20 protein-coding genes are annotated in these 19735 nt (G+C 68.5%); 12 read left to right on the top strand and 8 right to left on the bottom strand.

The features are described 5' to 3' along the window. The first annotated feature begins 131 nt into the window (after positions 1-131). Positions 132-1340, top strand: coding sequence for a GGDEF domain-containing protein (locus A37E_RS26065; RefSeq protein ID WP_051679162.1), 1209 nt, complete (start codon positions 132-134; stop codon positions 1338-1340). Between the two features lie 7 nt (positions 1341-1347). On the opposite strand, the gene A37E_RS27035 is transcribed toward A37E_RS26065, so the two are convergent. The 3 genes from A37E_RS27035 to A37E_RS0118675 form a co-directional block, all read right to left on the bottom strand. Then, positions 1348-3129 (bottom strand): hypothetical protein, encoded by a 1782-nt coding sequence (locus tag A37E_RS27035; RefSeq protein WP_029557997.1) that lies wholly within the window; start codon positions 3127-3129, stop codon positions 1348-1350. 10 nt (positions 3130-3139) lie between these two features. Then, positions 3140-3679 carry a sigma factor-like helix-turn-helix DNA-binding protein gene (locus A37E_RS0118680; protein WP_024279600.1) on the bottom strand — a complete coding sequence of 180 codons (540 nt, stop codon included), beginning with the start codon at positions 3677-3679 and terminating at the stop codon, positions 3140-3142. 163 nt (positions 3680-3842) lie between these two features. Next, positions 3843-4238: a flagellar export protein FliJ gene (locus A37E_RS0118675; protein ID WP_024279601.1), complete on the bottom strand. Its 396-nt coding sequence runs from the start codon at positions 4236-4238 to the stop codon at positions 3843-3845. 468 nt (positions 4239-4706) lie between these two features. Here A37E_RS0118675 and A37E_RS0118670 point away from each other — a divergent pair, with 468 nt between their 5' ends. Continuing rightward, entirely contained in the window at positions 4707-5408 is a 702-nt protein-coding gene (locus A37E_RS0118670; protein ID WP_024279602.1) for a response regulator transcription factor CtrA, read from the top strand. A 92-nt stretch (positions 5409-5500) separates the two neighbouring features. On the opposite strand, the gene A37E_RS0118665 is transcribed toward A37E_RS0118670, so the two are convergent. The 3 genes from A37E_RS0118665 to A37E_RS0118660 form a co-directional block, all read right to left on the bottom strand. Further along, complete coding sequence (locus A37E_RS0118665; protein ID WP_245279465.1) at positions 5501-5821, bottom strand: DUF305 domain-containing protein; 321 nt, start codon at positions 5819-5821, stop codon at positions 5501-5503. A 197-nt stretch (positions 5822-6018) separates the two neighbouring features. Then, complete coding sequence (locus tag A37E_RS27030; RefSeq protein WP_156026378.1) at positions 6019-6474, bottom strand: hypothetical protein; 456 nt, start codon at positions 6472-6474, stop codon at positions 6019-6021. 22 nt (positions 6475-6496) lie between these two features. Beyond that, on the bottom strand, positions 6497-7150 hold the full coding sequence (locus tag A37E_RS0118660) for a histidine phosphotransferase family protein (RefSeq protein ID WP_029557995.1): 654 nt from the start codon (positions 7148-7150) through the stop codon (positions 6497-6499). A gap of 197 nt (positions 7151-7347) precedes the next feature. Between A37E_RS0118660 and cysQ the strand changes: the two genes are divergently transcribed. From cysQ to A37E_RS0118640, 4 genes are all read left to right on the top strand, one after another. Next, positions 7348-8190, top strand: a complete 843-nt coding sequence (gene cysQ, locus A37E_RS0118655; RefSeq protein ID WP_029557994.1) for a 3'(2'),5'-bisphosphate nucleotidase CysQ — start codon at positions 7348-7350, stop codon at positions 8188-8190. A 177-nt stretch (positions 8191-8367) separates the two neighbouring features. Next, positions 8368-9003 (top strand): DUF1134 domain-containing protein, encoded by a 636-nt coding sequence (locus tag A37E_RS0118650; RefSeq protein ID WP_197023013.1) that lies wholly within the window; start codon positions 8368-8370, stop codon positions 9001-9003. A gap of 144 nt (positions 9004-9147) precedes the next feature. Continuing rightward, positions 9148-10473, top strand: coding sequence for a hypothetical protein (locus tag A37E_RS26060; protein WP_051679160.1), 1326 nt, complete (start codon positions 9148-9150; stop codon positions 10471-10473). A 48-nt stretch (positions 10474-10521) separates the two neighbouring features. After that, entirely contained in the window at positions 10522-10932 is a 411-nt protein-coding gene (locus A37E_RS0118640; RefSeq protein WP_029557991.1) for a DUF1801 domain-containing protein, read from the top strand. A gap of 3 nt (positions 10933-10935) precedes the next feature. Here the strand turns inward: A37E_RS0118640 and A37E_RS0118635 are convergent, their stop codons facing one another. Both A37E_RS0118635 and A37E_RS27025 read right to left on the bottom strand, forming a co-directional pair. Then, a complete protein-coding gene (locus A37E_RS0118635) occupies positions 10936-11715 on the bottom strand; it encodes a DUF2865 domain-containing protein (protein WP_197023012.1) in 780 nt (259 codons plus the stop codon). Between the two features lie 297 nt (positions 11716-12012). Next, positions 12013-12174: a hypothetical protein gene (locus tag A37E_RS27025; RefSeq protein WP_156026377.1), complete on the bottom strand. Its 162-nt coding sequence runs from the start codon at positions 12172-12174 to the stop codon at positions 12013-12015. Between the two features lie 273 nt (positions 12175-12447). Here A37E_RS27025 and A37E_RS0118625 point away from each other — a divergent pair, with 273 nt between their 5' ends. From A37E_RS0118625 to A37E_RS0118600, 6 genes are all read left to right on the top strand, one after another. Next, a complete protein-coding gene (locus tag A37E_RS0118625) occupies positions 12448-13377 on the top strand; it encodes a LysR family transcriptional regulator (protein WP_024279610.1) in 930 nt (309 codons plus the stop codon). A 272-nt stretch (positions 13378-13649) separates the two neighbouring features. Next, positions 13650-14144, top strand: coding sequence for a formate dehydrogenase subunit gamma (locus A37E_RS0118620; protein ID WP_029557989.1), 495 nt, complete (start codon positions 13650-13652; stop codon positions 14142-14144). Next, a complete protein-coding gene (locus A37E_RS0118615; protein WP_029557988.1) occupies positions 14144-15706 on the top strand; it encodes an NADH-quinone oxidoreductase subunit NuoF in 1563 nt (520 codons plus the stop codon). Before A37E_RS0118620 ends, A37E_RS0118615 begins: the two co-directional genes overlap by 1 nt. 13 nt (positions 15707-15719) lie before the next feature. Then, complete coding sequence (fdhF, locus tag A37E_RS0118610; protein ID WP_029557987.1) at positions 15720-18551, top strand: formate dehydrogenase subunit alpha; 2832 nt, start codon at positions 15720-15722, stop codon at positions 18549-18551. 68 nt (positions 18552-18619) lie between these two features. Continuing rightward, on the top strand, positions 18620-19486 hold the full coding sequence (gene fdhD, locus A37E_RS0118605) for a formate dehydrogenase accessory sulfurtransferase FdhD (RefSeq protein ID WP_081837673.1): 867 nt from the start codon (positions 18620-18622) through the stop codon (positions 19484-19486). Then, a complete protein-coding gene (locus tag A37E_RS0118600; RefSeq protein ID WP_024279615.1) occupies positions 19476-19706 on the top strand; it encodes a formate dehydrogenase subunit delta in 231 nt (76 codons plus the stop codon). The genes fdhD and A37E_RS0118600 overlap by 11 nt, the downstream gene beginning before the upstream one ends. The last annotated feature ends 29 nt before the right edge of the window (positions 19707-19735 follow it).

Here is a 19735-nt window from a genome sequence, read left to right as displayed (position 1 = left end):
ATCGGAAACAAAATTACGCCGTACAATAGTAGGACGACCGACTTGTGCGCACGTCGACTACACGCTATTGGCGCATACAACCTATTTTTCTCCCCGCGTGTGGTTCAACGCCCCCCGGAGCGGCCCCAGACATGGATTTTCAGGTCCAGACTGTGCTGTCGGTCTCGGCCGTGGTGGGCCTGCTGCTGGCTGGCCTTCAACTTCTGGCGGGATGGCGATTGCGGCAGTCCTGCCTGTTCGTCTGGTCGCTCGCCAACCTGTTCCTCACTACCGGCTGCGTTTTCCTTGCCGCGCGCATCGACATCGGCCTTCCGGCGAGCGTGCTGGTCGGCAATGGCTGCATCCTCATCGGCATGGGGCTCATCTACAGCGGAATCCGCACCCTTGATGAGCGCACGCCGAGGCTGGCCGCGGTGGCGGTGGTGACAGCGCTGGGAACGGGCCTGCTCGGCCTGTCGCTGTGGAGCGGCAACAACCTCGCCGATCGCGTGACCATCACTTCGGTCCTGGTCGGTTGCTGGACTGCGACAGCCGGACGCGCCCTGCTGCAGACGCCCGGCGGGGGACCGATCATCTCCCGCGTCGCATCGGCCTTGGTGTTGATGGTTCTGGCCATCGGCTACACACTGAGGGGCTTGGGAGTGCAGTTCGGCATCGTTCCGCTGCCGGGCGATGGCCCAGTGGAAGTGCTGATCGCCATCGTCGGCCTTGGCCTTGCCATCTGCTGGACCTTCGGCAGTCTTTACATGGTGCTCGAGAAAGTCGCCTCCCTCGACGACCTCACCGGCCTGCTCAACCGACGCTCGATCCTGCAGCGCGGGGAGGAATTGTTGCGGTCCGCGCGTGCCCGGCGCATGCCCTTCTCGCTGCTGCTCGCCGACCTCGACCACTTCAAGTCAGTCAACGACCGCTTCGGCCACGACGTGGGCGACCTCGCGCTGAAGCGCTTTGCGGCCGTCGTGCCGCAGAGCATCCGCTCCAATGACGTCGCGGGGCGCTATGGCGGCGAAGAATTCTGCATCCTTCTGCCAGGAGCCGATGCGAAAGGCGCCCATGCCATAGCCGAGCGATTGCGCCTGCTGGTGGAAGCGCAGCTCCGCGAGGTGGCTTCCCACGACATCGGCGTCACGCTCACCGTCGGGGCGGCGACCTATCTGCCGGGGAGCAGCGGGCCGGATACCATCGCCGACCTCATCATTGCGGCCGATGGCGCGCTCTATTCCGGCAAGGCGCTGGGCCGCAACCGCACCGCCGTGGCGCAGTTGCCATCGGGTGAGGTCCCGAGCGCGCCCCGGGAGACGCCGGGTCACGGCACGATCGCCGCGGAGCCCTCGCGCTAGAGGACGCTCATTCCGGCACCAGCCGGCCGCGATAGACCACGGTTGCCTCAGGCCCCTTTGTCGTATCCGGCCGGTCGGCCGGCTCACGCGTCACCACCAGCTCGGTGCCCGAAAGCCCCTTCCGGCCAAGCCGCGCGAGTTCGGGCACGCGTTCGGACAAGCCTGACGAGAAGGCGCCGATCAGCCACGCACCGGAGGTGGGAGAGACCAGCCACAGTCGATAGGTCTCGCCGTCCGGTGGTGCCGGAGCGAACGACCGCACATGCACGGCGCCGCTATCGGGGTCGATCCGCACCGACACCGCGGGAAGCGGCTCCGCCTGCATCACCGCAACCCAATAGCCCTCACCGGGCCAGACCCACTCGCGATAGGCCGCCACCCCGCCCAGCCCCAGGCAGAGCAGCGCGAGCAGAAGCGAAATCCCGCGCCAGGGACCGTGACGCACAACGACGCGCGTGGGCGCGCTCGGCTCGTCCGGCAGCGCCGACACCTCACCGGAAGCAACCTCAGTTGCCCATCCGGGCAGCGGCGCCTCCTCGGCCTTCTCCCCGGCGGCAGGATCAGCCGACGGGGCCTCGCTCGACGGCGCGTCCTGAGGGGCGGGCTCAGGGGAAGACGCCTCGGCGGCATCTGCGAGCGCGGCAGGCGGCGCGACTGCCTCCGCCTCTTCGTCCGGCTTCTGCTCCGTGGCCTCGGTCACGTCCAACGCCATGGGCGCTGCGACAGGTTCAGGCACCCCTTCAGCGACGGGCGGCAGAGCGGCCTCCATGGCGGCCGGCTCCGTTTCAACCGGCGTCGGCGCAGGAACGGGGGCGACGGGCGCGGGCTCGGCCGCATCGGGCGCGCCCTCGGAAACCGCTGGGGCCGTCGGCTCCAGCACCACGGGCGGCTCCGGAACGACGGCGTCCGGCTCAGCCACGGATCCGGACGGCGGAAGGCTCTCCGCGGCCGGTGCCGCTGCCGCAGGCGTGCCGTCCCCGACCGGCGTGGGCGACGCCTCCGCGACGGGCTCCGGCTCCGGCGGCGGATCGGGCTCCAGGAACATGAAGGCTGGCGGCGGCGTGAGCGGCTCGGGCAACGGGCGGGGGCGGGGTGGAGGCGCGACCAGTTGCAAAGGCGCGGACGGCTCCGGCAACCGCGCAGCCGTCGGCACAGTCCCTGGTCCTGGCGACGGGGGACGGGACAACTGGGACGTCACCTGAGGCAGCAGCCCCGCCGACCTCGTGTCGCGGATCGGCCCGGCCGGCACCCGTGGGGTCTCCATCGGCTGGGGCGGCCCTATCGGGCCCGCTTCGAGCGGCGGGAAGGCCCGGCGGCGGGACGGCCGTTCCGCTCCACGCGAAGGCTCGACACGCCCCGGCTCGGCGCCCCGGCCAAGGCCGAACAGCCGGCGCACCCGTTCGACTGCGCCCTCCCCCGTCCCTGCCGCCGAACGCAGCGGCCGGCCTTCCGGCATGGCCGGCCGGCGGGGCGGATCGGGTGAAGGCGACATGCCGCGCGGCATGGTGGCCCCGCGCAGGGCGGGCGGGGCGCTCCTCAGATCCGAGGCGATGGCCCGCCAGATCTCCGGCGAGGGAATGACCGGCACGGCCAGTTCATGCAGCGGCGCCAGCCGGCGCTCCCACAGGCGGACCAGAGCGGCGAACTGCGGCTCGGCGGCGCAGCGGGCACGCACCCGGCGACGGTCCTCGTTGTCGAGGGTGCCCAGCACGTACTCGGCGGCGAGGATGCGGTCCGCATCAGGCGGCGCCACACGCTCGGGCAGGCGATCGGGAGAGGCCCGGCTCATGGGGTGAACCTCATGACCGCCGCCCCAGGAACTCGCCCAACTGGTGGATGCTGCGGGCCATCCAGGCGCGGATGGCCGGCGCGGGCGCGTCGAAATAGACCGAGAGCGCCTCGTAGCTCCAGCCATCATAGAAGGCGAGCAGCAGCATCCGGCGCCGCTCCTCGGGCAGTCGTCCGAGGCAGGTCAGGAGGCGCGTCAAAGCCGGGCTGCGGTGCGGCGAGGCGATCGGATCATGGCCGCGCTGGGCCACGTCGAACGGCTCGAAGGCGTCGCCCACCGGCCGCTGCCAGGCCATGTCGAGGGCGCAGCCGCGGGCGATGGAGACCATCCAGCACACCGGGTCTTCATTCTGCCGCAGGGTATGCGCCTCGGACCGCACCCGCCGGTAGGCCTGCCGCATGGCCTCCGAGGCAAGCTCGGGCCGGCGCAGCAGGCGCAGCACGATGCCGTAGAGCTTCGGGCTGGTCAGCCGGTAAAGCTCTTCGAACGCGCGCAGGTCGCCCGCGGCAACCGCGTCGACGAGGGCATGGACCTTGCGGTGGGGAGTCACGGAACACTCGTGCTCGGGGTTTGGCCGAGCAGAAGGTACCGGAGCGGTAGACCCGAATGGAAGCCTCAAGGTTGCAGGAACCGCCCGCGGACGAGAAAAATCGTCTGCCGCACCGCAGCAAAGGCTACCTGCCTACCCCCTTGAAACTCAAGCCATACCGCGTTCAGAAGCGCACCGGCGCGGCGGGCCTGAGCGGGGGGCGGCGGGTTGCGTTGTCCACACGCGCGGAACGGTCCATCTCTCCGGCCGCCTCCACCAGCGCGAGGTCGGCCTCCGCTTCGGTGAGCGTGGCCTTGGCCTCGTCCTGCTGCACCTTAAGGTCGTCCGCAGAGCGGCGGAGATTGTCCCGGCGGTTGCGCGCGGCGAGCGCCAGCGGCGGATAGGCGAAATGGCGCGGATCGGTGATGCCGGAGCGCGCCTCCTCGGCGGCGATGTCGCGGTCGAGTTCCTGGGCCATGCGCTCGAACTCGGCGATCATCGTATCGATCTGCGCGAGGCGCCGGCGCGCATCGTCGATCTGGAACCGCTTGGCACGGATCAGGGGGTCACGCGACTTCATCGGCGTCTACTCCGGTACAAATGACGCAGCCCCTCAACGCCCGCCCGTGTGCGCCTGAGGCCTCCGGGAATGAGAATGTCCTGTGCTGGTTGCCCTTTCCTTACCTTCGGCGTCGCCATGGCAGGAAAATCGTACGGATCACGCCGTCGGCAACCAATCGTTTACCGCCTTCGTTAATGATGACGCTACGGTTCGGGTGATGCGCCGCCGCGCGCTCAGCCGGACGCCGGATCAAGGGGCTCGGGCGAGGGGTGGTCGGGCGGTTTGCGTGAGGGCTGTGGAAAAACCTTAAGTGCCTGAAACAGAGTCAGTCTTGACTCTCATGCACAAAGATTTTTCCGCAGACTCTTGTGGGTAGGAATCGAGTTCTGTTAACGATTCTACACACGTAACGCGAATCACCCCGATGGCCGAGCAACGAAAGTCGGCGCCGCCGCCTTTCGGCTAGTTGCGAGGAAAGGGATAGCCATGCGCGTCTTGCTCATCGAGGACGACAGTGCTACGGCCCGAGGCATCGAATTGATGCTGAAGACCGAGAGCTTCAACGTCTATACGACCAACCTCGGTGAGGAAGGCGTGGACCTCGGCAAGGTCTACGAGTACGACATCATCCTTCTTGACCTGAATTTGCCCGACATGTCCGGGTTCGAGGTCTTGCGCTCCCTTCGCGTGGCGAAGGTGAAGACGCCGATCCTCATCCTCTCGGGTCTCGCCAATACGGAAGACAAGGTGAAGGGCTTCGGCTTCGGTGCCGACGATTACCTCACCAAGCCCTTCCACAAGGACGAGATGGTCGCCCGCATCCATGCGATCGTGCGCCGCTCCAAGGGCCATGCCCAGTCGGTGATCCAGACCGGCGACCTGATCGTCAACCTGGACACCAAGACCGTCGAGGTGGAGGGCAACCGCGTCCACCTCACCGGCAAGGAATATCAGATGCTGGAGCTGCTCTCGCTCCGCAAGGGCACCACCCTCACCAAGGAGATGTTCCTGAACCATCTCTACGGCGGCATGGACGAGCCCGAGCTCAAGATCATCGACGTGTTCATCTGCAAGCTGCGCAAGAAGCTGGCAAACGCGTCGGCCGGCAAGAACTACATCGAGACGGTCTGGGGCCGCGGCTACGTGCTGCGCGAGCCCATGCATGGTGCCGAGCGCATCGCCGTCTGACCCGACTGCCCTTTCCCTTTCCTTCTCGTCATGAGGCCCCGCTCCAGCGGGGCCTCATGCGTTTCGGAACCTCTTGCGTTTTGGGGCTCCGGCTACTTCGCCTTCGCGCGGGCCTCGGCGCGGGCGAGCCAGGCCTTCATGAAGGCGATCTCCTCCTCCTGCGCCTTGATGATCCCCCCCGCGAGCTTGCGGATCTCGGGGTCCTTTCCGAAGGCGAGTTCCACCTTGGCCATGGCGACGGCGCCTTCGTGGTGGGGGATCATGCCGCGCACGAAGTCGATGTCGGTGTCGCCGGAATAGGCGATGTCCATGTCCTTGTGCATCTGCGCGCCTGCAGCCTTGAACGCGGCCGTGGAGGGGGTATCGGCCGCAGTCGAGGCCGGCCCACCCATGGCGTGGGGCATATTCTGCATGTCGTGCATCATCGGTCCGCCGGGCATGGCCGACTGGGCCGCCGCCGGGTTGATGGACAGAAGGCCGGCGACAACGACGGCAGCAAAGGTCAAGGGCACGGCCGCGCGAGAGCGCGCCGCGAAAGTGCGGGACCGCATGGGGTCTCTCCTGAATGATGAAATGTCCGTTCCGGCACCCTCGGCCGGCGCCGTAGCCGTCAGGCGCGCGGTCTGGGCGGCGGGAGTTGGACCTCGGGTCCGAGGGCCGGCCTGTCGCTTGCGGAGGAAAAGGCGAGACGCTGGCCGGGTCCGTTCGGCCCAGTCGCGAGGTCGAGCACTGGCGCGACCCAGTGGCAGGTCATCAGGCATCCCCAGCCGGAGCAGCAGGACGGTCCCGCCGGCATGGAGGCGCCGCCGGCATGACCCAGATGCGCCGGCACCACGGGCTGGGCCTTCGCACGGGGGCCTGCAGGGCTGTGGGAAGACGGGCGCTTCTCGGGCGCGGTCGAAGTGACTGGCGCAACATGCACCGTCACCTCGTGCGGGCTCACCTGCGCCTGCGCCCCCGGCGCCATCTCATGGGGACAGCTCGCGTGGGCACTGGCCACACCTGCCAGCGCCAGCACGCCGCAGAGCAGCGCGAGACGCAGAAGCAGGCGTGCGGCCAGACGCATGGGGGCTTTCCTCGGGCGACGGTCAGGCGGCAGAGAGCGTAACCGTATCACCGTCCTGGGTGAAGCCGATCGAAAGGCCGCAGTCGCGGGCGAGAAGCCCGGCATAGAAGGGCTGGACCGAATGGGCATCGAGCCCACCCTCGGGAAGGGTGCCCGTCGCCAGTGCCTCGATGCCCTGCGGAATACGGGCGCTCTGGCCGGTGGAGACGAGGGCGAAGGTCACGTCGTCCCCCTCCCCCGCCCCGGTGACGCGGATGACGCCGCCCCGCGGAACGGTGGTGCCGGCCAGCAGCACGAGGTTGAGCAGCAGCTTCACCCGGTTCTTGGGCAGCAGCACACGCGGCAGCGTCCATTCCAGCGACGTGCGCTGATCCTCGACCACGCCGCGCACCACCTGCTCGGCGTCCCCCGTGTCGAGGCGGGCGCCGGCCGAACCCGCCGCCCCGAAGGCGAGGCGGGTGAACTGGAGCCGGGCCGAGGCCTGCCGGGCGCTCTTGGCGATGAGGTCGAGGGCCACGTCGCGCATGTCGGCGGCGTTCTCGTCCTCGAGAACCTCGAGACCGTTAACGATGGCGCCCACCGGGCTGATCACGTCGTGGCAGACCCGCGAGCACAGGAGCGCGCCGAGATCGAGCGCGGAAACGGCAAGCGGGATGCGGGGGGCGTCGGCGGACATGACGTTTCCCGGGGCGGCGACGGAGACGGCGCCGGGCACCGCATGCGTCTCGAAATGGCGAATCCGTCTCCAAGGACGGCCGGCCCTGATACACCGCCGCCGGGAAGGGCCACAAGCCGCGCCCCTCCTGCGCCGCATCGACATGCGGTCCGCGCCCGTCTAGAGACGGCCGAAACGAGCCCATCGAGAATCCGACCATGACCCAGCGCCCTCCCCGCTCCCCCGCGCCCACCGATGCCGCCATCCTCGCGGGGCTGGCCGAGGCGGCGCTTGAAGCTGGCGTTGCGATCCGGCGCATCGAGGCGGAGGGCATCGATCCCAGCCACAAGGCAGACCTCAGCCCGGTGACGGCGGCCGACCACGCGGCGGAAGAGATCATCTGCGCCGCCCTCGCCCACCTCCTGCCCGGCGTGCCGGTGGTGGCGGAAGAGGCCATGGCGCTGGGCGCGCAGGTCGATTGCGGCAACCGCTTCGTGCTGGTCGACCCCCTCGACGGCACCAAGGAGTTCATCTCCGGCAACGGCGAGTACACGGTGAATATCGCGCTGGTGGAGGACGGCACGCCGGTGCTCGGCATCGTCTATGCCCCGGCCCGGGCGCTCCTGTTCGCCGGCCGGCCAGGCGCGGCCTTCCGCGCCATCCGCGCCCCGGGCGCGGCGGTGGACGCGCAGGACTGGATGCCCATCGCCTGCCGCCAGGTGCCCGAGGGGCCGATCGTGGTGGCGGCCAGCCGCTCCCACGGCGATCCCGCCACGGACGCGCTGATCGGCCGCTATCAGGTGGCGGAGCGCATCCCGGCCGGCTCGGCCCTCAAGTTCGGGCTGCTGGCCGAGGGCAAGGTGGACCTTTATCCCCGGCTCGGGACCGTGATGGAGTGGGACAGCGCCGCCGGCCATGCCCTCGTCGCTGCGGCGGGTGGCAGCGTCACCCGTCCGGACGGCAGCCCGCTCACCTATGGGCATGCGGACGCCAGCTACAAGGTGCACGGTTTCATCGCCTGGGGCGCCGGCGGCCCGGCCCGCGCGCGCACCGCCGATTAACGCTCCGATAACACGCGATCACCATGGTGATTGTGATGCAACGGCTCGGGACAAGCGACGGCGCGCCTTTGCGCGGTCACACTGGTCGCCATAATCGAACCGATTCGTCCCGCTGTTTGCGAATTTCACCGCCCGCCCGCTGAAGCCCTCCGGCCGAAGCCCACCGCGAGAGACCCCATGCGCTTTGCTTCCGTGCGCTTCTCTTCTGTCCGCTTCCCCCGGAGCCTCCTGAAGACCGCCCGCGCGCTCGCGGTCGCCGTGGGCGTTGTCTCTGGCCTGCCGCTCGCCGCCGGGCTCACCCCGGCCGCCGCACAACAAGGGCCGGCGCCGCAGAACTATTCAACCAACGAACTGGTGAGCAAGGGCCATTCCTTCTTCGGCAGCGTCTCCCGCGGGCTGGCGCTGTCCATCGAGAAGGCGGTGGGCCAGTGGGGCCAGCCCAACGGCTATATCCTCGGCCAGGAGGGCGCCGGCGCCTTCATCGGCGGCCTGCGCTACGGCGAGGGCGTGCTCTACACCCGCAACGCCGGCGACCTGAAGGTCTATTGGCAGGGCCCCTCGGTGGGCTGGGACTTCGGCGGCGACGGCGCCCGCACCATGATCCTCGTCTACAACCTCAAGAGCGTGGACGACATCTTCCGCCGCTTCGGCGGCATTTCCGGCTCGGCCTATCTCGTCGCGGGATTCGGCATGACCGCGCTCGGCGCCGACGGGATCGTAGTGGTTCCGATCCGCTCGGGCGTGGGCGTGCGCCTCGGGGCCAATCTCGGCTACCTCAAGTTCACCCCCAATCCCACCTGGAACCCCTTCTGATCGCATTGGGGGCCTGACGGCGCTGGCACGCGCGCGCGGGCCATGGCATGAATGGCGCTGGCGCCCGCCTGCGACGGCGGGCGGAAGGCTCGGTCGCAGGGCGGCTCCGCCGATGTGGCCTCTAGGCAAAGGGCGAGTGCGCGCGTGATCGAGCAGATCATGTACTTCATGCTGGGCGTGCTGATCGCAACGCTCGTGGCTTTGCTCGTGCTGCCCGCGGTCTGGCACCGGGCCGTCCGGCTCACCACCAAAAGGGTGGAGGCGGCGGTGCCCATCTCCATCTTCGAGGTGCAGGCCGACAAGGACCAGCAGCGCGCCTTCTTCGCCCTCAACCAGCGGCGGCTGGAACTGCAATCCGACGCCATGCGCGACACCATCGTCGCCAACGCCGCCACCATCGAGACCCAGCGCCAGCGCACCTTCGAGCTGGAGGGCGAACTGAAGACCCTCCAGGCGCAGCACACTTTCCTGCAAGCCACCAGCGCCGAGCGCGATGTGCTTTTGGGCGAAACGCAGGACCAGCTCGCCGACCGCACCGCCACCGTCGCCCGCCTGGAAGAGGCGCTGGCCGATCGGGTTGCCGCCCTCGCCGCGCTGGAAGCCGCCCACGGCACCCTCACCGGGGATGCCCGCGCCCAGGCCGAGGCCTTGAAGGCCCGCGAGGAGGCGCTTGCCGCCGCCCGCACCCGCGTTACCGCCCTGGAAGCGGACGTGGCGAGCCTCAGCGCGCGCCTCGCCGACACCGCCCGCCGGCTTGAGGAAACGTCCGCCACCCTTGAAGCCGAGCGCGCCGCCACCCTTGAGGCCCGCGCCATCGCGGCCCAGGCCGCGACCGAACTTTCCACCGATCTCACCGAGGCGCAGGAAGCCCTTGCCCTCAAGGTGGTCGAGAGCGAGGCGCGGGCGCAGACCATCGCTGTTCTGGAGGCCGAGCGCGACCGCCTCACCCAGACGCTCGCCACGGCGGAGGCCGACCTCGACGCCAACCGCGCCGTCGTCCACGCCTTCGAGCAGCGGCGCGCCAGCGAGTTCGGCGCGGCCGAGGCCGAGAACCGGCGGCTTGAGGATGCCCTACGCATGCTCAAGGCCGACCACGCCCTCATGGAAGAGGCGGTGCAGCGCCGCCGGGACGACAGCGTGGCTACCCCCGCCCCGCTCGCGAGCGAAGTGGCAGCTGCCGACGGCGCCGACAACGCGATCCTGCGCGAAAGCATGACCGACCTCGCGGCGCGCCTCGCCGCCCTCACCGCCCGGCTGGAGGGCAACGGCTCTCCCATCCGTCAGGCCGTGGCGGATGGCGCCGGAGGCGACCTTGCCGCGCGCATCCGCGCCCTGCTCGATCCGGCCGATGGCAACACCGAAGAAGAGGCATCCACCGGCGACGCTCCGGCGATCGAAGCCAATGCCCTTCCGTCCGATGGCACCGTCCGTCGCAATCGCAAATCCGCTCGCAGCCGGGCGGCCGTCTGAGGCTTCCGGCCGGACGCGATCCGCCTCTCGCACAGCCGAAGACGATGAATGAGCGACCCCGATTCCCCTGCGGCCCGCATTGACGCCAGGATTGCGGGACTGAAGGACTGGCGCGGCGACGCCCTCGCCCGCGTGCGCGCGCTGATCCACGAGGCCGATCCTGAGGTGACCGAGGCGGTGAAGTGGGTGAAGCCCACCAATCCGTCCGGCGTGCCCATATGGGAACATGACGGCATCCTCTGCACCGGGGAGGTCTACAAGGCTTGCGTGAAGCTGACCTTCGCCCACGGCGCGGCGCTGGATGATCCGAGCGGGCTCTTCAATGCGGGCCTCGGCGGCGGCACCCGCCGGGCCATCGACATTCATGAAGGGAAAGAGGTGGAGCCCGAGGCGTTCAAGGCCCTGATTCGGGCCGCCGTGGCCCTCAACACCGCCCGGCAGGCGTCGAAGCGCCGGTAACGCCTATCGCGAGGCCACCGTGAGTTCGTCGAGGCGCGCGCGCATGGATCGCGGCAGCTCGGGGAAACGGGACGGCTCGACGAAGTCCGCCGCGCGATAGGGTGGCCCCTTGGTCTTGCCGGTGAAAACGCGGCTGCCCTCGGCGGTCATCACCACATCGCCGCGCTTCAGCGTGGGGTCTTCCATGACATCCACATGGGTGAGGCCGCCGACCTTGCCGTTGCAGGTGCAGCCCTCGACGAGGCGCTGACGGTAGACATAGGCATTGGGCAGTTCCGAATAGGGCTTGCCCTCGCGGGTGACGGCTCCCTCGATCCCGCGCGCGGGATCCGAGGTGCTCACCACGGTCATCTTCGCGGCCGGACAGAAGGCGGCGCATTGGGCGAGATCGCTCTTCTCCACCCCGGCGCGGCCGGCGAGCGGGAAATACCGCCCGTCGCAGGTGCGCACGCAATAGCCGTGGCCACCGCCGCTGTAGCTCGGCGCCGCATCAAGCATGCGCGGGGTGACGATGATGCGGGGCTGCTCGCTAGACCGATAGGTCGGGCGAGCGCCGAACAGAGCTGAGAAAAAGTCCGTAAGGGGCGACCCGCCATGCGAGGGGAACATCCCCCGCGACTGCGCCCTGGCATCGCTGCCGAAGGGCACGAGCGCCAGCGCGAGGCCCATGGCGAAGGCCACCATCAGCGCCAGCAGCCCGTCTTCCCGGCCGCGTGCCGATGGAAGCGCACGCTTGCCAGTAGTTTCGGCCTGTGGTGCACCTTGCCCAGCTTGATCTGCCATTTTCCACCCCATCCCAGGCTCTTCGCATCCCAAGCGTTACCGCGCGGCCACGCGCCGTCTCGAGGCCATGACTGGCGAGATGCCCGCTCAGGCCCCAGATGATGGCGGCGCTCCGATCGTTCCGCCCGACGTTCGATGCCGGTCAGGGCAGCGGACGTTCGGGCCGAAGGCGCTGGCATCGAATTTGGCGCGGTTGCCCGCGCGTGAAGATGCCCCGGGGCATGGAGCTCAGGACGTGCGATATCGCCCGGACGCCTGGCCGCGCAAGCCACGGACAAGCTCCATCGCGATATGATCTCAGGCGAATGCGGATACGCTGCGAACAGGCGGCCTGGGCGTTTCGGCCGGGTGCTCGTGCGGCTGCATCAGGAAGGCAAGGGTGGGCGTCGCGACCAGCAGGGTGGCGAACAGCATCACGACCACAGAAATCAGAACAGACCCATTGGCTACGCGGAGCATCGCGGGACTCCCTCTCCCCGATTCCGGCTGATGGTCCGCCGCACCATCGCCATCCCTAATATAACCTTAATTGCTGGTGGACGGTTCCCGTGCCCAAGGTCACGTTCGCGAGAGTGGGATTGCGCGAATCAGCAAATACACCTTCGGCTTACCGCCACCGACGGCAGCGATGTTTCCCGTGTCGCGCTGCGGCAGTGGATGACCTCCGCCGGCGCTGCGGTGCGGCAACGAAGCCGCCTTGCGCGCCACCGCCCGCCGCACTGATATGGCGGCATGATAGACAAGCTCGAATACCTGATCGCTCTTGCCCGTGAACGCCATTTCGGCCGGGCCGCCGAAGCCTGCGGCGTCACCCAGCCCACCCTCTCCGCCGGCATCAAGCAGCTGGAGGACACGCTGGGGGTGCTGCTGGTGCAGCGCGGCTCCCGCTTCATGGGCTTCACCCCCGAGGGCGAGCGGACGCTGGAATGGGCGCGGCGCATCGTGGCCGACTCGCGCGCCATGCGTCAGGACATCGACGCGCTGAAGCGCGGCCTCGCCGGCCCCCTGCGCATCGCCGCCATTCCCACCGCCCTGCCCATGGTGGCGGCGCTGACGACCCCGTTCCGCGCCCGCCATCCGGACGTGCGCTTCACGGTGATCTCGCGCACCTCCATCGAAATCCTGAACCACCTGGAAAATCTGGAGATCGACGCCGGCCTCACCTATCTCGACAACGAGCCCCTCGGCCGGGTGAACACGGTGCCGCTTTATCGCGAGCGCTACCGCCTCGTGACGGCCGCCGACGCCAAGTACGGCGACCGGGAGAGCGTGACCTGGGCGGAGGTGGCCGAGCTGCAGCTCGCCCTTCTCACCCCGGACATGCAGAACCGGCGCATCGTGGACAACCTCCTCGCCGCCGCCGGCGCCAGCCACAAGCCGACACTCGAATCCAATTCCATGATCGTGCTGTTCACCCATGTGCGCACGGGACTTTGGTCCAGCGTGATGCCGGCCATGCTCGCAGACTCGCTGGGGCTCACCTCCACCGTGCGGTCGATTCCGATCCTGGAGCCGGACATCTCCCACTCCATCGGCCTCGTGGTGCCCCATCGGGAGCCGACCACGCCGATCACGGCGGCTCTCGTAGCGGAAGCGCGGCGCATCGCTCCGAAGCTGGAGCAGGCCACGGTGACCGATCCGGCAATTGCTGCAATGCAATAATTTGGGGTGGCCATGGCCGCTCCCAAAACCGTGTCCGCATAGAAAAACACGATCAATATACCAAGAACCATCCCAGACTGACCGGAATGACGCAGGCCAGCGCCTTGATTTCCGGTTCCGGCGCGTCTCCAACGGGCGCCGCTTGATAGAGATGTTCTATCGCAACATCCCACAGCTGCCTTGATTGAAGGGCCGCGTATGACACACTTTCCCCCAAGCAACACGAAGCAGCGGCAACGCGGCCTCGGTCAGTTGGGGAAAGTGAGACGTCCATGGCGGTCTATGAGGATTGGAGCACCGAGCGCGCAGCGCAGGTGATCGCGGAGCACAAGCATCTCGACGGGGCGACCATGCCCATCCTGCACGCCCTGCAGGAGACGTTCGGCTTCGTGCCAGATCCCGTGGTGCCGATGATCGCGGAGACGCTCAATCTCTCCCGCGCCGAGGTCTACGGCGTCCTTACCTTCTATCACGACTTCCGCCGCGAGCCGCCGGGCCGCACGGTGGTGAAGCTCTGTGCCGCCGAGGCGTGCCAGTCCATGGGCAGCACCGCCCTCACCGCCTATGCGGAAGAGAAGCTGGGCGTCTCCATGGGCGAGACCTCGGCCGACGGCCGCGTGACGCTTGAGCCCATTTACTGCCTCGGCCTGTGCGCCTGTGCCCCCTCCGCCCTCGTGGACGGGCAGCTGGTCGGCCGCCTCGACCGCGCCACGGTGGACGAAATCGCCGAGTGCGTCGCCGCCGGCAAGCACTTCGGAGAGGTGTAATGAAGTCCCCCCGCATCTTCGTTCCCAACGACGCCACCGCCATCGCCTGCGGCTCCGACCGCGTCGCCAAGCGGCTTGAAGCCGGCCTTCTCGCCCGTGGCATCACCGCCGACATCACCCGCAACGGCTCGCGCGGCATGTTCTGGCTGGAGCCGCTGGTGGAGATCGAGACCGAGCGCGGCCGCATCGGCTACGGCCCCGTCACGCCCGCCGAGGTGGACGAGCTGCTGCACGCCGGCTTCCTGCATGGCGCCGACCATCCCAAATGCATCGGCGTGGTGGACGAGCTGCCCTGGCTGAAGAAGCAGACGCGGCTCACCTTCGCCCGCATCGGCATCATCGACCCGCTTTCCCTCACCGAGTACGAGGCCCACGGCGGCTATCGCGGCCTGAAGCGCGCGCTGGAGCTGGGACCGTCCGGGACGGTGGAAGAGGTGTTCGAGAGCGGCCTGCGCGGCCGCGGCGGCGCCGGCTTCCCGACCGGCATCAAGTGGCGCACGGTCGCCGCTGCCCCGGCCGACCAGAAGTACATCGTCTGCAACGCAGACGAAGGCGACTCGGGCACGTTCGCCGACCGCCTCATCATGGAGGCGGACCCCTACTGCCTCATCGAGGGCATGACCATCGCCGGACTCGCCGTGGGCGCGACCAAGGGCTTCGTCTACTGCCGCTCGGAATATCCCCTCGCTTTCGTGGTGATGGAGAAGGCCATCGAGAAGGCCCGCATGGCGGGGCTGCTCGGCGACAACATCCTCGGCTCCGGCGTCTCCTTCGACATGGAAATGCGCATGGGCGCCGGCGCCTATGTGTGCGGCGAGGAAACCTCGCTGCTCGAGAGCCTGGAAGGCAAGCGCGGCCTCGTGCGCGCCAAGCCGCCGCTGCCGGCGCATGTGGGCCTGTTCGGCAAGCCCACCGTCATCAACAACCTCGTCTCCCTCGCGACCGTGCCTATCATCCTCGACAAGGGCGGCAAGTTCTATCGCGACTTCGGCATGGGCCGCTCGCGCGGCACCATGCCCATCCAGCTCGCGGGCAACATCAAGCACGGCGGCCTGTTCGAGACGGCGTTCGGCATCTCGCTGGGCGAGCTTGTCAACGAGATCGGCGGCGGCACGGCCTCCGGCCGTCCCGTGAAGGCGGTGCAGGCAGGCGGGCCGCTCGGTGCCTACCTGCCGGTGCACCAGTTCGACACGCCGTTCGACTACGAGGCCTTCGCGGCCAAGGACGCGCTCATCGGCCATGGCGGCATCGTGGTGTTCGACGACACGGTGGACATGGCCCACATGGCCAAGTTCGCCATGGAATTCTGCGCCCACGAGAGCTGCGGCAAGTGCACGCCCTGCCGCATCGGCTCCACCCGGGGCGTCGAGACCATCAACAAGATCGTCGCCGGCGAGAAGCGCGAGCAGAACCTCGCCCTGCTGGAAGACCTCTGCCACACCATGAAGCTCGGCTCGCTCTGCGCGCTCGGCGGATTCACGCCATACCCCGTCGTCAGCGCCCTCACCCATTTCCCGGAAGACTTCGGCGCCACGCCGAAGCTGCCGGCCGCCGCAGAATAATTGGAGGAACGACATGTCCCTCGTCCATGAAATCGACTACGGCACGCCGGCTTCCAAGTCGGAGAATCTGGTCACGCTCACCATCGACGGCATGAAAGTGCAGGTGCCGGAAGGCACCTCCATCATGCGCGCCGCGATGGAGGTGGGGAACCAGATCCCCAAGCTCTGCGCCACCGACATGCTCGACGCCTTCGGCTCCTGCCGCCTGTGCCTGGTCGAGATCGAAGGCCGCAACGGCACGCCCGCCTCCTGCACCACGCCGGTGGCGGACGGCATCGTGGTGAAGACCCAGACCGAGCGGCTCAAGAAGATCCGCAAGGGGGTGATGGAGCTGTACATCTCCGACCACCCGCTGGACTGCCTGACCTGCTCCGCCAACGGCGATTGCGAGCTGCAGGACATGGCCGGCGTCGTCGGCCTGCGCGACGTGCGCTACGGCTACGAGGGCGAGAACCACACGAAGCTCGGGAAGGACGAGTCCAACCCCTACTTCACCTATGAAAAGTCGAAGTGCATCGTCTGCAATCGCTGCGTCCGCGCCTGCGAGGAAGTGCAGGGCACCTTCGCGCTCACCATCTCCGGCCGTGGCTTCGACAGCCGCGTTTCGCCCGGCATGGACGAGAGCTTCCTCACCTCGGAGTGCGTCTCCTGCGGCGCCTGCGTGCAGTCCTGCCCGACCGCGACGCTGAACGAGAAGGCCATGTACAACATCGGCACCCCCGAGCATTCGGTGGTGACGACGTGCGCCTATTGTGGCGTCGGCTGCACCTTCAAGGCCGAGATGCGCGGCGACGAGCTGGTGCGCATGGTGCCCTACAAGGATGGCAAGGCGAACCGGGGCCATTCCTGCGTGAAGGGCCGTTTCGCCTATGGCTACGCCGTCCACCAGGACCGCATCCTGAAGCCCATGATCCGCTCCTCCATCCACGAGCCGTGGAAGGAAGTGAGCTATGAGGAGGCCATCGCCTACGCCGCCTCCGAGTTCAAGCGCATCCAGGAGAAGTACGGCAAGCGCTCGGTGGGTGGCATCACCTCCTCGCGCTGCACCAACGAGGAGACCTACCTCGTCCAGAAGCTGATCCGTGGCGGCTTCGGCAACAACAACGTGGACACCTGCGCCCGCGTCTGCCACTCGCCCACCGGCTACGGCCTGTCCGTGACCTACGGCACCTCGGCCGGCACGCAGGACTTCGACTCCATCGAAGAGTCCGACGTGGTGCTTATCATCGGCGCCAACCCGACCGACGGCCACCCGGTGTTCGGCTCGCGCCTCAAGAAGCGGCTGCGCCAGGGTGCCAAGCTCATCGTGATCGATCCGCGCCGCACCGACGTGGTGCGCTCGCCCCATATCGAGGCGGCCTACCACCTGCCGCTGCGCCCCGGCACCAACGTGGCGATCGTGACGGCCATGGCCCACGTCATCGTCACCGAGGGGCTGGTGAACGAGCAGTTCGTGCGCGAGCGCTGCGACTGGGACGAGTTCCAGGAATGGGCCGCCTTCGTCGCCGAGGAGCGCCACTCCCCCGAGGCGGTGGAGAAGTACACCGGCGTTTCCGCCGAGGCGGTGCGCGGCGCGGCTCGCCTCTACGCCACCGGCGGCAACGGCGCCATCTATTACGGCCTGGGCGTGACCGAGCATTCGCAGGGCTCGACCACCGTCATCGCCATCGCCAACCTCGCCATGGCCACCGGCAACATCGGCCGCAACGGCGTGGGCGTGAACCCGCTGCGCGGCCAGAACAACGTGCAGGGCTCGTGCGACATGGGCTCGTTCCCGCACGAGTTGCCGGGCTATCGCCACATCTCGGACGACGCCACCCGCGCCTCGTTCGAGGCCCTGTGGGGTGTCGGCCTCGACGACGAGCCGGGGCTGCGCATCCCCAACATGTTCGATGCGGCGGTCGAAGGCACCTACAAGGGCATGTACGTTCAGGGCGAGGACATCCTCCAGTCCGACCCCGACACCAAGCATGTCTCCGCCGGCCTTGCCGCGCTGGAGTGCCTGGTGGTGCAGGACCTGTTCCTGAACGAGACCGCCAACTACGCCCACGTCTTCCTGCCGGGCTGCTCCTTCCTTGAGAAGGACGGCACCTTCACCAATGCCGAGCGCCGCATCCAGCGCATCCGCAAGGTGATGGCGCCGAAGAACGGCTATGCGGACTGGGAAGTCACCCAGATGCTGTCGAACGCCCTGGGCTTCCCCATGACCTACAGCCACCCCGGCGAGATCATGGACGAGATCGCGGCGCTCACCCCCTCGTTCGCCGGCGTGAACTACAAGCTGCTCGACGAGATGGGCTCTGTGCAGTGGCCCTGCAACGAGAAGGCGCCGGAAGGCACCCCGATCATGCACATCGGCGGCTTCGTGCGCGGCAAGGGCAAGTTCATGCTCACCGAGTACGTGCCCACCGACGAGAAGACCGGGCCGCGCTTCCCGCTGCTGCTCACCACCGGCCGCATCCTCAGCCAGTACAACGTGGGCGCCCAGACCCGGCGCACCGAGAACGTGGTCTGGCACCCGGAGGACGTGCTGGAGATCCATGCCCACGACGCCGAGGTCCGCGGCATCCGCGACGGCGACTTCGTGAAGCTGGACAGCCGCGCCGGCTCCACCTCGCTGCGCGCGGTGATCTCCGATCGCGTCGCCCCCGGCGTGGTCTACACCACCTTCCATCACCCGGTGACGCAGGCCAACGTGGTGACCACCGACTATTCGGACTGGGCCACCAACTGCCCCGAATACAAGGTAACGGCGGTGCAGGTCTCGCCCTCCAACGGCCCAACCCAGTGGCAGGAGGAGTACGAGAACCTCAGCCGCACCAGCCGCCGCATAGCGGCAGAGTGAGGGCCGGGGGCCTCGCCCCCTGCTCCCCCTTCCGGGTGCCCTCAGGTGTTCCCATCTGAATGGACGAGATGACCGACGAACCCGCCTGTCCTCTGCCTGCCGACCTCCCCGCGCCCCCTCCGGCGCGGCGGGTGGAGCGCGTGCAGCTGCGGGACGGGCAGGTCTCCTCCGGTACCCGCGCGGTGCCGGAGGAAGTGCCGGTCGCGCTCACCTTCAACGGCACCACCCATGCGGTGATGATGGCGAGCCCCACCGACATCGCCGCCTTCGCGCTGGGCTTTGCCCTCACCGAGGGCATCGTCGCGGCGAAGGAGGAAATCCTCTCCCGCGACGTGATCGTCGTCGATGAGGGCATCGAGGCGCGCATGTGGATCGCCGAGGAGAAGATGAAGCATCTCTCCGCCCGGCGCCGGGCGCTCGCCGGCCCCACCGGCTGCGGCCTGTGCGGAGTGGAAAGCCTCGCCGAGGCGGTGAAGCCCGCCGCCCACGTCACCGCCACGGCCGTCTTCGCGCCGGACGTGGTGCTGGGCGCCATGGCGACCCTCGGCCCGCTTCAGACGCTGAACCGCGAGACCCGCGCGGTGCACGCCGCAGCCTATTTCGAACCAGGCCGGGGCATCCTCGCGCTGGCGGAAGACGTGGGCCGTCACAACGCCTTGGACAAGCTGGTCGGCATGGCCGCCGATGCCGGCTTCGACACCGCGCGGGGCCTGCTGCTGCTCACCAGCCGCGTCTCCATCGAGATGGTGCAGAAGGCGGCGGTGCTGGGTGTGGGCGTCATCGCCGCGGTGTCCGCTCCCACCTCCCTCGCCATCCGGACGGCGGAGGCGGCGGGCATCACCCTTGCCGCCATCGTGCGCGATGACGGCTTCGAGATTTTCACCCATCCCGGGCGCATCGCGCCCGCGTCATCGGAACGGGATCATGTCGCATAACTCCACCGAGAAGCTGGTCTACATGGCCAACCAGATCGCCACCGCCTTCGCCGCGCAGAAGCACGAGGCGGCCGTGGAGGCGACGCGCACACACATCAAGAAGTTCTGGGACCCGCGCATGCGCTCCAAGATCGCCGAGCATGTGGCGCACGGCGGCGAGGGACTTCAGCCCATCGCCCGCGAGGCACTGGAAGGGTTGCAGGCGCCGAAGGCTGCCTGATTTCGCCCACCGCCCGCCTGGAGCGGGCG

This window comes from Xanthobacter sp. 91, assembly GCF_000702385.1.
In the GTDB taxonomy this organism is placed as follows: domain Bacteria; phylum Pseudomonadota; class Alphaproteobacteria; order Rhizobiales; family Xanthobacteraceae; genus Xanthobacter; species Xanthobacter aminoxidans.
This window is presented reverse-complemented; position numbering and strand designations above follow the sequence as displayed.

Coding starts and splice junctions, on each gene's coding strand:
- A37E_RS26065 (WP_051679162.1), top strand. CDS start 132: ATGGATTTTCAGGTCCAGACTGTGCTGTCGGTCTCGGCCGTGGTGGGC.
- A37E_RS27035 (WP_029557997.1), bottom strand. CDS start 3,129: ATGAGCCGGGCCTCTCCCGATCGCCTGCCCGAGCGTGTGGCGCCGCCT.
- A37E_RS0118675 (WP_024279601.1), bottom strand. CDS start 4,238: ATGAAGTCGCGTGACCCCCTGATCCGTGCCAAGCGGTTCCAGATCGAC.
- A37E_RS0118670 (WP_024279602.1), top strand. CDS start 4,707: ATGCGCGTCTTGCTCATCGAGGACGACAGTGCTACGGCCCGAGGCATC.
- A37E_RS0118665 (WP_245279465.1), bottom strand. CDS start 5,821: ATGCAGAATATGCCCCACGCCATGGGTGGGCCGGCCTCGACTGCGGCC.
- A37E_RS27030 (WP_156026378.1), bottom strand. CDS start 6,474: ATGCGTCTGGCCGCACGCCTGCTTCTGCGTCTCGCGCTGCTCTGCGGC.
- A37E_RS0118660 (WP_029557995.1), bottom strand. CDS start 7,150: ATGTCCGCCGACGCCCCCCGCATCCCGCTTGCCGTTTCCGCGCTCGAT.
- cysQ (WP_029557994.1), top strand. CDS start 7,348: ATGACCCAGCGCCCTCCCCGCTCCCCCGCGCCCACCGATGCCGCCATC.
- A37E_RS0118650 (WP_197023013.1), top strand. CDS start 8,368: ATGCGCTTTGCTTCCGTGCGCTTCTCTTCTGTCCGCTTCCCCCGGAGC.
- A37E_RS0118640 (WP_029557991.1), top strand. CDS start 10,522: ATGAGCGACCCCGATTCCCCTGCGGCCCGCATTGACGCCAGGATTGCG.
- A37E_RS0118635 (WP_197023012.1), bottom strand. CDS start 11,715: ATGGCAGATCAAGCTGGGCAAGGTGCACCACAGGCCGAAACTACTGGC.
- A37E_RS27025 (WP_156026377.1), bottom strand. CDS start 12,174: ATGCTCCGCGTAGCCAATGGGTCTGTTCTGATTTCTGTGGTCGTGATG.
- A37E_RS0118625 (WP_024279610.1), top strand. CDS start 12,448: ATGATAGACAAGCTCGAATACCTGATCGCTCTTGCCCGTGAACGCCAT.
- A37E_RS0118620 (WP_029557989.1), top strand. CDS start 13,650: ATGGCGGTCTATGAGGATTGGAGCACCGAGCGCGCAGCGCAGGTGATC.
- A37E_RS0118615 (WP_029557988.1), top strand. CDS start 14,144: ATGAAGTCCCCCCGCATCTTCGTTCCCAACGACGCCACCGCCATCGCC.
- fdhF (WP_029557987.1), top strand. CDS start 15,720: ATGTCCCTCGTCCATGAAATCGACTACGGCACGCCGGCTTCCAAGTCG.
- fdhD (WP_081837673.1), top strand. CDS start 18,620: ATGACCGACGAACCCGCCTGTCCTCTGCCTGCCGACCTCCCCGCGCCC.
- A37E_RS0118600 (WP_024279615.1), top strand. CDS start 19,476: ATGTCGCATAACTCCACCGAGAAGCTGGTCTACATGGCCAACCAGATC.